Source organism: Borborobacter arsenicus (genome assembly GCF_003934165.1).
In the GTDB taxonomy this organism is placed as follows: domain Bacteria; phylum Pseudomonadota; class Alphaproteobacteria; order Rhizobiales; family Rhizobiaceae; genus Pseudaminobacter; species Pseudaminobacter arsenicus.
Genome location: NZ_RKST01000001.1, coordinates 476,334 through 490,762, shown reverse-complemented (window position 1 = coordinate 490,762; position 14,429 = coordinate 476,334). Strand labels below are relative to the sequence as shown.

15 protein-coding genes and 1 tRNA gene are annotated in these 14,429 nt (G+C 61.1%); 8 read left to right on the top strand and 8 right to left on the bottom strand.

The window, feature by feature from the left end:
* Nucleotides 1-91: 91 nt before the first annotated feature.
* Both EET67_RS09930 and EET67_RS09925 read right to left on the bottom strand, forming a co-directional pair.
* Nucleotides 92-634, bottom strand: coding sequence for a hypothetical protein (locus EET67_RS09930; protein WP_128625969.1), 543 nt, complete (start codon nt 632-634; stop codon nt 92-94).
* 187 nt (nt 635-821) lie between these two features.
* A complete protein-coding gene (locus EET67_RS09925; protein WP_128625968.1) occupies nt 822-1,217 on the bottom strand; it encodes a SpoIIAA family protein in 396 nt (131 codons plus the stop codon).
* Between the two features lie 116 nt (nt 1,218-1,333).
* Between EET67_RS09925 and EET67_RS09920 the strand changes: the two genes are divergently transcribed.
* The 4 genes from EET67_RS09920 to ilvC all read left to right on the top strand — a co-directional run bounded on the left by EET67_RS09920 (nt 1,334) and on the right by ilvC (nt 5,929).
* Nucleotides 1,334-2,074 carry a pyridoxine 5'-phosphate synthase gene (locus EET67_RS09920; protein WP_128625967.1) on the top strand — a complete coding sequence of 247 codons (741 nt, stop codon included), beginning with the start codon at nt 1,334-1,336 and terminating at the stop codon, nt 2,072-2,074.
* Between the two features lie 156 nt (nt 2,075-2,230).
* Entirely contained in the window at nt 2,231-4,096 is a 1,866-nt protein-coding gene (locus EET67_RS09915) for a potassium transporter Kup (RefSeq protein ID WP_245450836.1), read from the top strand.
* 140 nt (nt 4,097-4,236) lie between these two features.
* Nucleotides 4,237-4,872, top strand: a complete 636-nt coding sequence (locus EET67_RS09910) for a TetR/AcrR family transcriptional regulator C-terminal domain-containing protein (RefSeq protein WP_128626166.1) — start codon at nt 4,237-4,239, stop codon at nt 4,870-4,872.
* A 37-nt stretch (nt 4,873-4,909) separates the two neighbouring features.
* Complete coding sequence (gene ilvC, locus EET67_RS09905; RefSeq protein ID WP_128625965.1) at nt 4,910-5,929, top strand: ketol-acid reductoisomerase; 1,020 nt, start codon at nt 4,910-4,912, stop codon at nt 5,927-5,929.
* 85 nt (nt 5,930-6,014) lie between these two features.
* On the opposite strand, the gene EET67_RS09900 is transcribed toward ilvC, so the two are convergent.
* Nucleotides 6,015-6,548 carry a BA14K family protein gene (locus tag EET67_RS09900; protein WP_128625964.1) on the bottom strand — a complete coding sequence of 178 codons (534 nt, stop codon included), beginning with the start codon at nt 6,546-6,548 and terminating at the stop codon, nt 6,015-6,017.
* 171 nt (nt 6,549-6,719) lie between these two features.
* Between EET67_RS09900 and EET67_RS09895 the strand changes: the two genes are divergently transcribed.
* Together EET67_RS09895 and EET67_RS09890 are read left to right on the top strand one after the other, a co-directional pair.
* A complete protein-coding gene (locus EET67_RS09895; RefSeq protein ID WP_128625963.1) occupies nt 6,720-7,835 on the top strand; it encodes an endonuclease/exonuclease/phosphatase family protein in 1,116 nt (371 codons plus the stop codon).
* Nucleotides 7,836-7,872: 37 nt separating this feature from the next.
* Nucleotides 7,873-8,589 (top strand): hypothetical protein, encoded by a 717-nt coding sequence (locus EET67_RS09890; RefSeq protein WP_128625962.1) that lies wholly within the window; start codon nt 7,873-7,875, stop codon nt 8,587-8,589.
* 2 nt (nt 8,590-8,591) lie between these two features.
* Here EET67_RS09890 and EET67_RS09885 read toward each other — a convergent pair whose 3' ends face one another.
* The 3 genes from EET67_RS09885 to EET67_RS09875 are packed head-to-tail and all read right to left on the bottom strand — an operon-like array spanning nt 8,592 to nt 11,797.
* Complete coding sequence (locus tag EET67_RS09885) at nt 8,592-9,800, bottom strand: ABC transporter permease (RefSeq protein ID WP_128625961.1); 1,209 nt, start codon at nt 9,798-9,800, stop codon at nt 8,592-8,594.
* Complete coding sequence (locus tag EET67_RS09880) at nt 9,800-10,504, bottom strand: ABC transporter ATP-binding protein (RefSeq protein WP_128625960.1); 705 nt, start codon at nt 10,502-10,504, stop codon at nt 9,800-9,802. The genes EET67_RS09885 and EET67_RS09880 overlap by 1 nt, the downstream gene beginning before the upstream one ends.
* Nucleotides 10,505-10,510: 6 nt before the next feature.
* A complete protein-coding gene (locus EET67_RS09875; protein ID WP_128625959.1) occupies nt 10,511-11,797 on the bottom strand; it encodes an efflux RND transporter periplasmic adaptor subunit in 1,287 nt (428 codons plus the stop codon).
* A gap of 125 nt (nt 11,798-11,922) precedes the next feature.
* Between EET67_RS09875 and EET67_RS09870 the strand changes: the two genes are divergently transcribed.
* Both EET67_RS09870 and EET67_RS09865 read left to right on the top strand, forming a co-directional pair.
* Nucleotides 11,923-12,831 (top strand): PhzF family phenazine biosynthesis protein, encoded by a 909-nt coding sequence (locus EET67_RS09870; RefSeq protein ID WP_128625958.1) that lies wholly within the window; start codon nt 11,923-11,925, stop codon nt 12,829-12,831.
* A gap of 99 nt (nt 12,832-12,930) precedes the next feature.
* A tRNA-Lys gene (locus EET67_RS09865) sits at nt 12,931-13,006 on the top strand.
* 154 nt (nt 13,007-13,160) lie between these two features.
* On the opposite strand, the gene EET67_RS25620 is transcribed toward EET67_RS09865, so the two are convergent.
* Together EET67_RS25620 and EET67_RS09860 are read right to left on the bottom strand one after the other, a co-directional pair.
* Nucleotides 13,161-13,337, bottom strand: a complete 177-nt coding sequence (locus EET67_RS25620; RefSeq protein WP_165899849.1) for a hypothetical protein — start codon at nt 13,335-13,337, stop codon at nt 13,161-13,163.
* A 166-nt stretch (nt 13,338-13,503) separates the two neighbouring features.
* A complete protein-coding gene (locus EET67_RS09860; protein WP_128625957.1) occupies nt 13,504-14,388 on the bottom strand; it encodes a DMT family transporter in 885 nt (294 codons plus the stop codon).
* Nucleotides 14,389-14,429 lie beyond the last annotated feature (41 nt).

Here is a 14,429-nt window from a genome sequence, read left to right as displayed (position 1 = left end):
TGACCGGGCATCGGAATAATCCGAAAACCGGATTCCACTTTTCGGTCTGATGCCCTGGCCATAGCCAGCCCCTGAGGCAGGTTCCGGCCCGCTATTCGACCGGAATCATCAGATGCGCATAGGGCGTGCCCGGCCACATGACATAGGGCTGCTTGGTGTCCGGCTTGGCCTCGGTCGGATAGCCCGTCATAAGGTCCATCGCATTCACGATCATGACATGCGGGCCGGTTTCGATCCAGTTATTGCCTGCCTCCGGCTTAGTGGCGTAGGGGTCGGTGTTGCTGCCATCCGTGCCGCCCGAAAGCATATACATGAAGCCGACCTTGCCCTTGGGCGGGTCCTTCTTGCCGATCCACGCCATGGCCCATTCCATCGAATTGGCGTCGCCGCACATCGGATCGGGGCCGGGCGTCTCGGTGTTGTCGGGCATGCACCAGAACCCGTTCTTGCCCTCGCGCAGCGTGCGCATCTTGCCGTCTTTCTCCATGGCGTAGATGGTCGCGCCTGCGCCGACTGCGGCGGGCGCGGCGGATTCGGCACTTTTGATCAAGGCAGCATCATCCGCGTTTGCTCCAAACGGCGCAAACAGGCTGCCCGCCGCCAACACGGCAGCAGTCATCGAAAGCCGTTTCATGGCTGTTCTCCCAAGCGGTGAAACCAATGTGCATGATGTCCGGCCCGGGGCCATTGAGGGCCGCATCTACCGGTGCGCCAAGTTTAAGTCCGAGGCGATGATGCGACAATATTGATGGGTGAAATGCGTCTACCAAATAAGGCGTAGCTTCCTCTATCGAAAGGAGAATTGGCGCTACCCACCAGCCTCATGCCGGTTTGCCGCCGACCCAATGCCATGCTTTTTCCTCTTCATCGGCGTCGAAATGGCGGGTCTCGACGGAGGTCAGCGGGCCGAAAATACCGATCATGATCCGCATCCAGCCCGGCCCGCCGACAACCGCATATTTGCGGATATGGCGCAACGCCTGGGTCTTGCCGCGAATCGTTGCTTCGGTGAAGGCGGAACCCCAGTCGAAGCCGTCATAGTGGGTTATGCGCAGCAGGAGATCGATCTTTTCGTGCTCGGTATAGGCCCCTTGCAGCAGGCCATAGGCGTTTTCCAGATCGGCTGCAGTGAAATGACCGACGATTTCCAGCGCGCACAGATCGTCTTTGTCGGTTTCGATGCGGCGAATTGCCGGTACGGCTTCAAGCGGGTTCATGAGGTTTTCCCTCCAGGAAGATTTGACTGGAACACATGAATAAGCCTGTCTGTTCCTGCCAGAGGCGTTATAGGGTTTGCTGAATGTCGTTGCTGTCTTGAAACGAGGCCTTGCCCATGCCTGCCAAGCTGTCCGTAAATCTTAACGCGGTCGCCATGCTGCGCAATCGCCGTGACCTGCCTTGGCCGAGCGTGACAGGGCTGGGCCGCATCGCCTTGGCGGCAGGTGCGCATGGGCTTACGGTACATCCGCGCCCGGACGAGCGCCATACGCGCTTTTCCGATCTGCCTGAAATCAGGGCGCTGATCGACGACGAATTTCCGGACGCCGAGTTCAATATCGAAGGCTACCCCACCGAAGAATTTCTGCAACTGGTGGAAAAGCACCAGCCCGATCAGGTGACGCTGGTGCCGGACGATCCGGCGCAGGCGACATCGGACCACGGCTGGGATTTTGTCGAACACGCGGCCTTTCTCAAGGCAACGGTCGGAAGGTTGAAGCGCAGCGGATTTCGGGTCTCGCTGTTTTCCGATCCCGATCCCGCGCAAATGCCAGCTGCGCGCGACACCGGAACCGACCGGGTGGAGCTCTATACGGGGCCTTATGGCAGTTGCCATTCGGATTCCGAAAAAGCGCGCAAGGAATTGGAAAAACTGGTAAAAGCGGCTGACGCCGCCTTTGCCGCCGGGCTCGCGGTAAATGCAGGGCATGACCTTGTGGTGTCCAATCTGCCGCCACTTGTTGCGCGCATTCCTGAACTGGCTGAAGTTTCGATCGGTCATGGCCTGACTGCCGACGCGCTGGTGCATGGCATGGCCGGAACTGTGCGGCGATTTCTGGCCGCTTGCGGCTGGTAGGCTCGCCATGTCGTCATATGGCAGGAGAGTTGTCGCCAGACGACGGGTTGCTATTGCACTGCAACAGGAGTAGAGCACCGCGCCTCATTTGGAGTCGCCGAAATGCCGCAAGCCACATCTGGCCCCGAAGCGGAGTTTTTGCAGCAGCCCAGGCCAATGGATGTGGCCTCCCAAAATACCAAGGTGCTCATGCTGGGTGCTCTCGGTGTCGTCTATGGCGATATCGGCACCAGTCCGATCTATGCCTTCCGCGAGGCGCTGGTGGCAGCATCAGGCGATGGCGTGGCCTCGCCAGAGGCAGTGTTGGGTGTGCTTTCGCTGATCATCTGGGCGCTGACCATCATCGTCACGATCAAATACATCCTGTTCGTGCTGCGGGCCGACAACAGGGGCGAGGGCGGTACGCTGTCGCTGATGGCGCTCGCACAGGGCAGCTTTCAAAAGCCCTCGTTGTTCATTCTCGGCGTCGGCATCTGCGGCGCGGCGCTGTTTTTCGGCGATGCCGTCATTACCCCGGCAATTTCGGTACTATCCGCAGTGGAGGGAATGAGGGTCGTCACGCCCACCTTCGAACCCTATGTGGTTCCGCTAACGCTTGTCATACTTGCCGTGCTGTTTGCCGTGCAGCGTTTTGGTAGCGGGCGGGTTGCGGCGGTCTTCGGGCCGATCACCGCCGCCTGGTTCCTGGCCATAGGCATATCCGGCCTGATCCACATCGCCGATGCGCCTTCCATCCTGGCCGCGCTCAATCCGATCCATATCATTTCCTTCCTGAGCCAAGCTCCCGGCGTTGCCTTTGTGACGGTCGGTGCGATTTTTCTGGCGGTGACCGGGGCCGAGGCGCTTTATGCCGATCTCGGCCATTTCGGGCGTCGGCCGATCGTGCTTGCCTGGCTGTCGATCGTCTTCCCCTGCCTGCTGCTCAATTATTTCGGTCAGGGCGCCTATGTGCTGGCCAACGACGGGCGGATCGGGCACCCGTTTTTTGAAATGAACGAAGGCTGGACGCTGGTGCCGATGGTGGTGCTGGCGACGGCAGCGACGGTAATCGCCAGCCAGGCGGTGATCTCGGGCGCTTATTCGCTGACCCGGCAGGCGGTGCAGCTCAACCTGCTGCCGCGGCTGGAGATCCAGCATACGTCCGAGACCCAGTCCGGCCAGATCTACATGCCGCGCATCAACATGCTGCTGGCCATCTGCGTCATGCTGCTGGTCGTCGGCTTCCAGCAATCGAGCGACCTGGCCTCCGCCTACGGCATCTCGGTGACCGGCAACATGCTGATGACCACGGTGCTGCTGTCGGTGGTGATGCTGCGGATCTGGAAATGGTCGCTTGCGCGGGTGATCGTGCTGATTACCTTGTTCGGCATCATCGATGTCGGCTTCTTTGTCTCCAACATCGTCAAGGTTCTCGATGGCGGCTGGGCCTCGCTGCTGGTCGCGGGCGTCGTCATGCTGGCGATGACGACGTGGGTGCGCGGCAGCCGGCTTTTGTTCGAAAAGACCCGCAAGAGCGAGGTGCCGCTCGATTTCCTGGCTACCAACCTTGTCGACAAGCCGCCTCATCTGGTCCCCGGTACGGCGGTGTTCCTGACCAGCGATCCACAAAGCGCGCCGACCTCGCTGATGCACAGCCTCAAGCACTACAAGGTGCTGCACGAGAACAATGTGATCCTGTCCGTCGTCACTGCGCGCCAGCCAAATGTGTCGGTTGAGGAGCGGGTGAAGATGGAGACGCTGAACGACCTGTTCATGCGCGTGACACTGACCTTCGGCTATATGGAGCATCCCAATATTCCCAAGGCGCTGGCGATCTGCCGCAAGCAGGGCTGGAAATTCGACATCATGACGACCTCCTTCTTCCTGTCGCGGCGTTCGCTGAAGGCCTCGCCGAATTCCGGGATGCCGCTGTGGCAGGACCGGCTGTTCATCGGCCTTGCCCGCACCGCCGCCGATGCGACCGAATATTTCCAGATACCGACCGGCAGGGTGATCGAGATCGGCACGCAGGTAGCCGTCTAGGCTCAGGATGGATACTGGGAAATGAGGCTTGCAATGTGCGGCGCATTTCGGCATTGATGGCTAAGAACCGTAACGTACGGTACGGCACGAGAGGAAATTTGTCGGATCACCTGACCCAGCACTTGGAACAAGCGCCGCCTGTGCAAGGCGGCGAGGCCAGCGCCGAATTGACCGAGCGCCAGAAGGACGTGCTCAACGCGGTTCTGCGGCTTCTGGTCGAGGAGGGCGACAGGCTGACCATGACGGCGGTTGCCCGGCGGGCGAGCTGCTCGAAGGAGACGCTGTATAAATGGTTCGGTGACCGTGACGGCCTGCTGACCGCGACGGTGCAGTGGCAAGCCTCCAAGGTACGTGTTGCCTCGGTCGATCGTGAGAGGCTCGACATGGCGTCGCTGACCGCGAGCCTGGAGCGCTTCGCTTCCGATTGGCTCAGCGTGATTTCAAGCGAGACCTCGATTGCGCTCAATCGCGTTGCGGTAGCGCATGCCGGTAGCGATAAACGGGATTTGGGCGCAATCGTGCTGGAAAATGGCCGCCTGGCCATGGGACGGCGCCTGAAGCCCGTTCTGCTGGCCGGTCAGGACAAGGGCCTGCTTGCATTCGAGGAGGCGGAGGATGCGTTCAGGACTTTCTTCGGGCTTGTCGCCCGTGACGTGCAAATCCGGTTGCTGCTTGGCGACCGGCTGGAAATGACTGACGCGACGATCGGCCGGGATGCGGCCCAGGCGACGCGACAGTTTCTCGCTCTTTATGGAGCACAAACCGGGGCGATGTGATGCCGCCCCTAAAACCACGCAAGGGAAGGACCAGGAAATGCGCGTTTACTACGACCGCGATGCCGATCTCAATCTCATCAAGGGCAAGAAGGTCGCCATCATCGGCTATGGCAGCCAGGGCAGGGCGCATGCGCTCAACCTCAAGGATTCGGGTGTCAAGGACATCGCCATCGGCCTGAAGGCCGGCTCGGGGACCGCCAAGAAGGTCGAGGCCGATGGCCTCAAGGTCATGAGCGTAGCCGAGGTCGCCAAGTGGGCTGACCTGATGATGATGGCCACGCCTGACGAATTGCAGGCCGATATCTACCGCGACGAGATTGCGCCCAATATCCGTGACGGTGCGGCAATTGCCTTTGCCCATGGGCTCAACGTGCATTTCGGCCTGATCGAGCCGAAGAAGACCGTCGACGTGCTGATGGTTGCGCCGAAGGGTCCGGGCCACACGGTTCGCGGCGAATACCAGAAGGGCGGCGGCGTGCCCTGCCTGATCGCCGTCCATCAGGACGCTTCGGGCAATGCGCATGATCTCGGCCTGTCCTATGCCTGCGGCGTCGGCGGCGGGCGCTCGGGCATCATCGAGACCAATTTCAAGGAAGAGTGCGAGACCGACCTGTTCGGCGAGCAGGTCGTGCTGTGCGGCGGCCTGGTCGAACTGATCCGCGCCGGCTTCGAGACGCTGGTGGAGGCCGACTATGCGCCGGAAATGGCCTATTTCGAGTGCCTGCACGAAGTGAAGCTGATCGTTGACCTGATCTATGAGGGTGGCATCGCCAACATGAACTACTCGATCTCGAACACGGCCGAGTGGGGCGAATATGTCTCCGGCCCGCGCATCATCACCGCCGAGACCAAGGCAGAGATGAAGCGGGTGCTGAAGGACATCCAGACCGGCAAGTTCACTTCCGAATGGATGCAGGAATACCGTTCGGGCGCTGCCCGTTTCAAGGGCATCCGGCGCATGAACGACAGCCACCAGATCGAGGAAGTCGGCGAAAAGCTGCGCGGCATGATGCCGTGGATCGCCAAGAACAAGCTGGTCGACAAGGCCAAGAACTAATCTGGAATTCGCCCTTTTCCCGCTTGGGAGGAGGGCACTTCCGAAAGATACGGCTGATGCTCGCCTTGCATCAGCCGTATTCATTTCAGCCATAGGGCGAATAGCATTGCCGGCGCGGCCCGTTATAGGGCTGGAAGGTGTTGTCATAGGCCCGGTAGGAGCGATACCGGCTATAGCACCAGTCGATATGACCCTGTGACAGGCCACGGGCCCGGTAGTACCGGCGCGGCGCGTAGTAGCGTGGGCCATACCAGCCGTAGCCAGGGCCGTACAAGCCGTAGCCAGGGCCATACAAGCCGTAGAACGGCAGGCCCAGGCCGAAATAGAAGGACGACCCGCCGTAGTGCCGACCATATCTCCGCCAGTTGTTGCCCCGCCAGTGACGGCCATGCCAGTTGCCGCCGCGCCAGTTATTGCCGTGCCAACGGCCTCCGCGCCAGTTGCCGCCCCCATGGCCTCGGTGCCACTGAACGGTTTCAGCGCCAATTCCAGGTGTTGTGAGGGATGAGAACTGGTTCATCGGCATCAGCGGAGCCGCAAGCGAAGGTGTGGCCATGCCGGCAACCAGACTCATGGCGACCAGGCTCGAGCGAGCGAGTGACCAGAAGTGCGGTTTCATTTTCGTCTCCAGAAATCGAAACAGTCCGGCCCGTCGCCCGAATGCCCGAAGGAGAAGGTCCAGAATGATCCTGACAGCATGAACGCGCGATGAACGAAAATGTTTCCGCGTTCGGCCACATGATGGGCGAACCCTTGTTTTTCCCTGCGCTTGCGGGCAAAGCTCGGCGTCATGTCGCTTCGCCTCGCCACCTTCAACGTCGAAAACCTCATGAACAGGTTCGACTATTCCGGCTACCGCAACCAGCTCAACCAGGACCGGACATTGGCCTTGTTCGATATCAAGGACGAGGCGGAATACAGGCTGCTTGAGCAGGGGCGTGCCATCGCTCACGCAGACGATATGCGGCAATTGACGGCACTGGCCATAGCCGAGACACGTGCGGACATTTTGTGCCTGCAGGAGGTGGACAATATCGAGGCGCTGAAGGCCTTCGAATATGGCTATCTGTTCAAGATGATCGGGCAGGGCTACCGGCACAAATACACAACTTCGGGCAATGATACGCGCGGCATCGACGTAGCCGTGATGATGCGCACCGAGACGGCTGACGGAGATCCTATCGAGTTCGTGCGCATGACCAGCCACGCCCATCTCACCTATGAGGAACTCGGCCTGCATACGCCAGAGCTGGCGGCAATCGGCAATGAGCCGTTCGAGCGGATCTTTCGCCGCGACTGCCTGGAAATCGATGTAAGGGTCGCCGGCAAGCCACTGACGATCTACAGCGTCCATTTCAAATCCATGGGCGGCCCACGTGACGGCGTGCCGGGGCGCGATGTCACGATGCCGATCCGCATTGCCGAGGCACAGGCGGTGCGGCGCATCATCGAAGACCGCTTCGGCAAGGATCATGCCGGCGACAAGCGCTGGGCGATCTGTGGCGACTTCAACGACTATCGGCAGCGTGTGATCATCGGCGGCACCGCGTTTGGCGGCTACACATTCACGCTTGCGGACGAGGAGAGTTCCTGCCTGGACATATTGCTGGCTGACGGTTTTGCCGAAAATGTCGTGGAACGGCGGCCGGAACTCGACCGCTGGACGCTCTACCACACGCGCGGGCCGGATGAGCGGCATCTGTGCCAATTGGATTACATATTGCTGTCGCCGGCATTGGCTCGCGAAAACACCGGCTCCATCCCTGACATCGTCCGTGGCGGCCAGCCCTGGCGCACGGTTTTCCCACCGGGGCAGGAGGTGGAACGCTACCCGCGCGCCGGCTGGGACCGACCCAAGGCTTCCGACCACTGCCCGGTCGCCATCACGCTCAACCTCAGGGCATGATCTCGAAGAAGCGGTTTTGCAGAAAGATAGGCGTTTGATGGAATTCGATATTCCGCGCAATGTGATCCTGCCGGTGGATCACCTCGATATCCGGCTCGACCCGGCTCCGCATCCCTTTGAAACGGCCAATAGCGAGGCGATCGAAGCCAACTGGATTGCAGAAAAGGCGGCCAATCCGGCGCTGTTCGATGGCACCGTGGTGTTGCTGTCGGCGCTTTCGCATCGTCAGGGGAGGCTTGAGGGCAACTGCCATGCCGTGCGTTTTGCAACCTTCATGCATTGGCGCGGCAACCGATCCCACGCGCGGGCAGAACATGTCTATGCCCATGCCGTGCTGGTGTCGCGCGACAATGCGCTGGTGGCAATTCGCATGGGCGGGCACACGGTCAATGCCGGCAGCGTCTATTTCGCTGCCGGCTCCTTCGAGCCGTCAGACTTTCGCGATGGGTTAGTCGATGTCGATTTCAACATGGCACGCGAGGTCGAGGAGGAAACGGGGCTGGAGATCAGCCGGGCGCGCCGCGACGAGCGATATCACGCCTTGTCGCTGGAAAGCGGCACGGTGATTTTCCGCCGCTATTTCCTCGATCGGGACGCGGACGAACTGGCCGAAACAATCAGCGCCTTCGTAGCATCCGATCCCGAGCCGGAAATCCAGGGGCCTGTCGTCATTCGCGGTCCCCATGACCTTCCCGACGGCTTGAAGCCGCATATGCTGCCGCTTGTGAGATGGCATTTCACGGGCACCGAATAAGCTTATTCGTGCCGGAGCGCGTCTATGGGGTCGAGCCGCGCGCCGCGAAGCGCAGGGAAGAAGCCAAAGACCATGCCGATCAGCGCCGAGAAGCCGACGGCGAGCAAAATCACGGCAGCGCTGGGTGCGAATGGAATCGACAGCGCAAGCGAGGCGGCACCGGCGAGCGACAGGCCGAGCACAATGCCGATCAACCCGCCGAGCAGCGAAAGCACCGTCGCCTCGACAAGGAACTGGATGAGGATGTGTTTTTCATGCGCGCCGATAGCGAGCCTGATGCCGATCTCGCGCGTCCGCTCCGTCACCGATACCAGCATGATGTTCATGATGCCGATGCCGCCGACAAGCAGGCTGACAGCAGCGACCGCGCCCAGCATGCCGGTCATGGTCGCCGTGGCGCTTGCCATGGCGTCGGCGATCTGGGTCATGTCGCGAACCTGGAAATTGTCGTCGGCTTCGGGCGCGATGCGACGCGTCTCGCGCAGGATCGTTTCGATGCCCTCCTGCACCGTCGAAGTCGAAACACCGTCCTGGGCGGCGACATAGATGGCATCGATGTTGCGGTTGCCGGCGATACGGCGCTGGAAGGTCGGCAACGGCATCATGACGACATTGTCCTGATCCTGGCCGAAGCCGGATGTGCCCTTGGGTTGGAGCACACCGATGACCCTGCAACCCATCCGGCTAACGCGAATGGTCAGGCCATCGGGGTCGCCCGCGCCGAAGAATTGCTGGCGCACTGTTTCGCCGATGACGCAAACATTGACGCCGCCGCGCACTTCCTGCTCGGTAAACAGGCGCCCGGTTGAGGCGTTCCAGTCGCGGGCGACGAAGAAATCCGTATCGGTTCCGGTGACGTCGGCAGCGACGTTACCGGCGGCATAGACGACGCGCACGCTCTTTTGCGATGCCGCCGAGACAGCCTTGGCATTGGTCAATCCCTTGCGCAGGCCGTCAAGATCCTTGTCGTCGAGCTGGCGCGGGGTAAACGAGGTGGAGCCGCCCCGATCCGGTCTTGCCGCGCGCACGACGAGCAGGTTGCTGCCGAGGCTGGAAATGTCGGTGCGCACCTTCTGCGTCGTGCCATTGCCGATGGTGATCATGGCGATGACGGCGGCAACCCCGATGACGATGCCAAGCAGCGTCAGGAAGGAGCGCAATACATTGCGGCGAATGGAGCGCAGCGCCAGGCGGATCGTTTCCCACACCATCACGCGACCTCAAGCTTGCGCGTGTCAGAGGCGATGCGACCGTCGAGGAAGCCGATGGTGCGCTGGGCATAGGCGGCGATGTCGGCTTCATGGGTGACCATGACAATGGTCAGACCGAGTTCGGCATTGAGCGTCGTCAGCAGTTCCATGATCTCATGGCTCCGGGCGGTGTCGAGATTGCCGGTGGGCTCGTCGGCGACCAGCAGGGTAGGCCGGGTAACGATCGCGCGGGCAATCGCAACGCGCTGCTGCTGGCCGCCGGAAAGCTCTGCAGGCGTATGGTTCTGGCGTCCCATGAGGCCGACCTGTTCCAGCGCTTCCATGGCACGTTCATGCCGCTCGCCGGAAGGCGCGCCGCGATAGATCAACGGCAGTTCCACGTTCTCGGCCGCGGTGGTGCGCGGCAGCAGATTGTAGCCCTGGAAGACGAAGCCGACATAGAGATTTCGCAGTACGGCGCGGCGGTTGCGATCGAGGCGGCCGGCGTCGATGCCAAGAAAGTCGTAGCGGCCGCTGGTCGGGGTATCGAGGCAGCCGATGATGTTCATGGCAGTGGATTTGCCGGAACCGGATGGTCCCATGATGGCGACGAATTCGCCACGGCCAATGGTCATGTCGACGCCGGAAAGCGCATGGACCTGGGCCTCACCCTGACCGTAGGTCTTCCAGACCTTGTCGAAACTTATGAGCGGATCGCGCGCCATGACGGATCAATCTTGTGCCTGACGGCTGCCGGTGATGACGAGGTCGCCGGAGGCAAGGCCCGAAATGATCTCGGTGCTTTCGCCGTCTGTGGAGCCGGTCTTGACCCGCACCGCTTCCGGGGCGCCGTTCTTCAGCACGTAGAGGGTACGCGTGCCGTCTGGCTCTGCTCTGCGCTGCCGCTCGCCGCCCGGTCGGCGCATGCGCGGCATGAACAGGCGTTCGAGACTCCAGCCGCGACTTGTTTCGGCCACTGGCGGGCGATAGCGGAAGGCCGTGTTCGGCACCAATACCGCATCCTTGACCTCGCGCGTGATGACGGAAACGGTCGCCGTCATGCCGGGGCGCAGCAACATCTCGGTATTGTCGACATCAAGCCTTGCATCATAGGTGACAACGCCCTCCGTGGTGACGGAGGCATAGGCGATGTCGCGGATGTCGGCATCGAAATTGCGCTCGGGGAAGGCATCGACGGTGAAACGCGCTTTCTGGCCAGGACTGACGGAGCCAATATCGGCCTCGTCGATTGCCGCTTTCAGTTCCATCTGCTTCAGGTCGGCGGCGATGACGAACAGCACCGGTGCCTGAAGTGAGGAGGCAACGGTCTGGCCCGGATCGACCGAGCGTGTCAGCACGACGCCATCGATGGGCGCATATATGGTGCTCTTGTCGAGATCGGCCTGCTGCAGCTTGAGATCGGCCACTGCAATCGCAAGATTGGCCTTGGCGCTTTCCACTGCGCTTTGCGCCCGGTCGCGGGCTGCCTGGGCGGTTTCGAGCGTCTGGTCGGCGACCATGCCGCGCGTGGACAACTGGCTTGCGCGGGCGAGCGCCTGATCGGTTTCCTTCAGAGTCGTCTCGGCGTCTGTGACCTTGGCTTTTGCCGCCGCTGCCGATGCTTCGGCGCGCTCGACCTGGGCGGCCAGGCGTGTCGTATCGAGCGCCGCCAGGACATCGCCCTTGCGCACCTGTTGGTTCTCGTTGACGGCGACCGAGCGAACGACGCCGGACAACTCGCTGGAAATGTCGACCTGGGTGAGCGGCTGCAAGGTGCCGGTTGCAGAAACCTCCACTGTGAGATTGCCGGTTTCAGCAGATGTGGTGATATAATTGACGGTCTCAGCCGAGCGACCCATCCATAGATAGGCTATGCCAGCGACGATCAGTGCAAGGGCAAGCCAGGCAAGGAGCCATTTGCGCGACCGAACGCTGCCAAGGCCATCCTGTTTGAGGCCAAGCGCGGCTTTGACAGAATCTGGAGTTTCCGTCGCCGGCCGATTGACAAGTTGGTCCATGACGGCCCCCTTATGCCTGCGAACGTCCCTATGGGTCGACAATTCGTGCCTGCGGGACAGGATTACAAGTTAAATTTCGCTCATGTTGGCGCCGTGCAGCGGGCGCAAGGCCAAGGGATACGGGAATGAAAGGCAGGAAATATCTGGTCTATGACGTGTTTGCCGACAGACCGATGGCAGGCAACCCGCTGGCGGTGGTGCTTGATTCGCAGGGGCTCGACACGGCGGCAATGCAGCGCATCGCACGCGAATTCAACCTGTCGGAAACAGCTTTCGTGATGCCGGCGCAAAATGAGGCGCATAAGGCAAGGCTGCGCATCTTCACGCCGGTCTATGAAATGCCGTTTGCCGGTCATCCGACAGTCGGCAGCGCCGTCGCACTTGCGGAACTCACAAGCGGCAGCAGGGACGAAATCTTCGTGCTGGAAGAAAACATCGGACCCGTGCGCTGCGCCGTTACCCGCAACAAGGCAGGCGCCTTTGCCGAATTTGACCTTCCCGAATTGCCACGACAGTTAGATCTTGCAATCGAGCCGGAAGTTGTCGGGGCCGCACTGGGGCTGGACCCGCAAGATATCGGCTTCGAGAATCACCGGGTCGGGCTGTGGTCGGCGGGCGTTCCCTATTTGACGGTGCCGGTTGCAGACCTGGAGGCGATAAAGCGCGCCAGGCTTGACAGTTCCGGGTGGCTGGAATTTTCCCCGAGGCGCACGGACGGCAAGGCGGCGAGCGCCTATGTCTATACGCGCGACACCGTTCATCACGACAGTTCCTTTCATGCCCGCATGTTCGTGCCTGGCAATCCATCTTATGAAGATCCGGCCACAGGCTCGGCCGCGGCGGCCTTTTCCGGTGCGATCATGCATTTCGACGCGCTGCGCGAGGGGCAGACGCGCCTTTGGATCGAACAGGGGGTGGAAATGGGCCGCCCGTCACGCATAAGGCTGGAGATTGATGTCGAGGGTGGCCGGATGATTTCGGCGCGGATCGGCGGCCATGCGGTGAAAGTTGCCGAGGGCCAACTCCTGCTGTGAAGAAAAACCCGGCGATCTTGTGCAGAATGCGGAATCCGGGGCTGGACAGGTTCGAAAGCTGCCGTTATATCCGCGCCAACACCGGCACGCCGGTGGTGTGGGTGTGTAGCTCAGTTGGTAGAGCAGCTGACTCTTAATCAGCGGGTCCACAGTTCGATCCTGTGCACACCCACCAATGTTTTCAATGACTTAGCGGAAATCGACGCGGAGCCCATCAGCGCGCGGCCAAAGCGTTCGCCCATGCGGGACAAATATTTGTTCCACGCCGGTCGAACAGGTGCTGAAAGGGCCTCGAGCCGTTTTTCAGCACCGCTTGTGTCGAGGATCTGTTAAAGCGCGGCGCCTGCGCTGCGCCCGGAGCCGCTATAGTCGCCACCCATCTTGTTGGGGTCCTTCTTGAGCGGCGTGACCGTGCGCTCGCCTCGGCTCCACGATGCATAGCCGTCGTCCATCGCACAGCCGGCAGCAGGAAGCAGCAGGGCGGCAACAATTATCAGTCTGATCAACGCAACCTCACAGGATCGGGCCGTTGGAACACAGGCGCGGTATTCCTTGATGAAATCCTGCAGTGCTTCAAGGCGTTACGCGCCAGGGCAGGCGCAGGGCAAACATGTCGATTTAGCCATAGCCGGTCAACCCACCTGGGGCAGGCACAGCCAGCGCAAATCACAACTATGATGTCGTTTCGGATGTGGTTGGGGTCTGGCGCTTTCCGCCGAGGTTCAGCAAATTGCCGCCCAGGATGAGCAGGGTGCCGATGATGGTGTAGGTGTCGACCTGTTCGGAATAGAGCAGCCAGCCGACGAAGGCAGTTGCCGGAACACGGACGAAATCCATCGGCATCACCACGGTCGCATCGGCATGGGACACGGCGCGCGCCATGCAGTAATGGGCAAATGATCCGGAAAAGGCGATCACCAACAGCCAGGGCCACGCGCCGAGGGTTGGCCAGCGCCAGACATAGAGGGCCGGCAGCAGGCCGAGCACCGACTGGATGACCAGCATCCAGAAAATGATCTTCACTGCGCTTTCGGCTCGCGTTAGCGATTTGACCATGACGAAGGAGGTTGCAAAGCCGAACGCCGCGGCAAGGACCACGAACTGGCCGAGTTCGATGCCGCCGGTGCTCGGCCGCACGATGATCGTAACGCCGATGAGGCCGGCGGTGATGGCGCCAAGCTTCGGCAGGTTCATACGCTCGCCCAGGAAAGCCATGGCCAGCAACGCGGCCCAGATTGGAGCGGTGAATTCAATGGCGATGAGCTGCGCCAGCGGGATAAGGGTGAGCGCGTAGAACCAACTGCCCTGCGCGGCATAGTGGACGGTGTTTCGGCCAATATGCTTTATCGGGTGGGCCGTGCGCATTGCACGCAGACCACCATTTCGCCAGACCAGCGGATAGAGCATGAGCAGGCCGATCAGCGAACGCAGTTCCATAACCTGGAAAACATTCAGTTCACGCATCGCCTCGCGTCCCGCCACCGTCATGGCGAGCATGCAGGTGAGCGACCCGCCCATCCACAAGGCGGCCTTCAGATTCGATTGATCGGCAGTCATTCAAACCCTATTGGCGAGAAACGCATGGATCGCAATCGCCA

Bases quoted from the DNA above. Each gene is read 5' to 3' on its own strand.
- EET67_RS09915 (WP_245450836.1), top strand. From the start codon at position 2,231: ATGGATGTGGCCTCCCAAAATACCAAGGTGCTCATGCTGGGTGCTCTC.
- ilvC (WP_128625965.1), top strand. From the start codon at position 4,910: ATGCGCGTTTACTACGACCGCGATGCCGATCTCAATCTCATCAAGGGC.
- EET67_RS09870 (WP_128625958.1), top strand. From the start codon at position 11,923: ATGAAAGGCAGGAAATATCTGGTCTATGACGTGTTTGCCGACAGACCG.
- EET67_RS09900 (WP_128625964.1), bottom strand. From the start codon at position 6,548: ATGAAACCGCACTTCTGGTCACTCGCTCGCTCGAGCCTGGTCGCCATG.
- EET67_RS09920 (WP_128625967.1), top strand. From the start codon at position 1,334: ATGCCTGCCAAGCTGTCCGTAAATCTTAACGCGGTCGCCATGCTGCGC.
- EET67_RS09885 (WP_128625961.1), bottom strand. From the start codon at position 9,800: ATGGTGTGGGAAACGATCCGCCTGGCGCTGCGCTCCATTCGCCGCAAT.
- EET67_RS09875 (WP_128625959.1), bottom strand. From the start codon at position 11,797: ATGGACCAACTTGTCAATCGGCCGGCGACGGAAACTCCAGATTCTGTC.
- EET67_RS09890 (WP_128625962.1), top strand. From the start codon at position 7,873: ATGGAATTCGATATTCCGCGCAATGTGATCCTGCCGGTGGATCACCTC.
- EET67_RS09925 (WP_128625968.1), bottom strand. From the start codon at position 1,217: ATGAACCCGCTTGAAGCCGTACCGGCAATTCGCCGCATCGAAACCGAC.
- EET67_RS09930 (WP_128625969.1), bottom strand. From the start codon at position 634: ATGAAACGGCTTTCGATGACTGCTGCCGTGTTGGCGGCGGGCAGCCTG.
- EET67_RS09860 (WP_128625957.1), bottom strand. From the start codon at position 14,388: ATGACTGCCGATCAATCGAATCTGAAGGCCGCCTTGTGGATGGGCGGG.
- EET67_RS09880 (WP_128625960.1), bottom strand. From the start codon at position 10,504: ATGGCGCGCGATCCGCTCATAAGTTTCGACAAGGTCTGGAAGACCTAC.
- EET67_RS09895 (WP_128625963.1), top strand. From the start codon at position 6,720: ATGTCGCTTCGCCTCGCCACCTTCAACGTCGAAAACCTCATGAACAGG.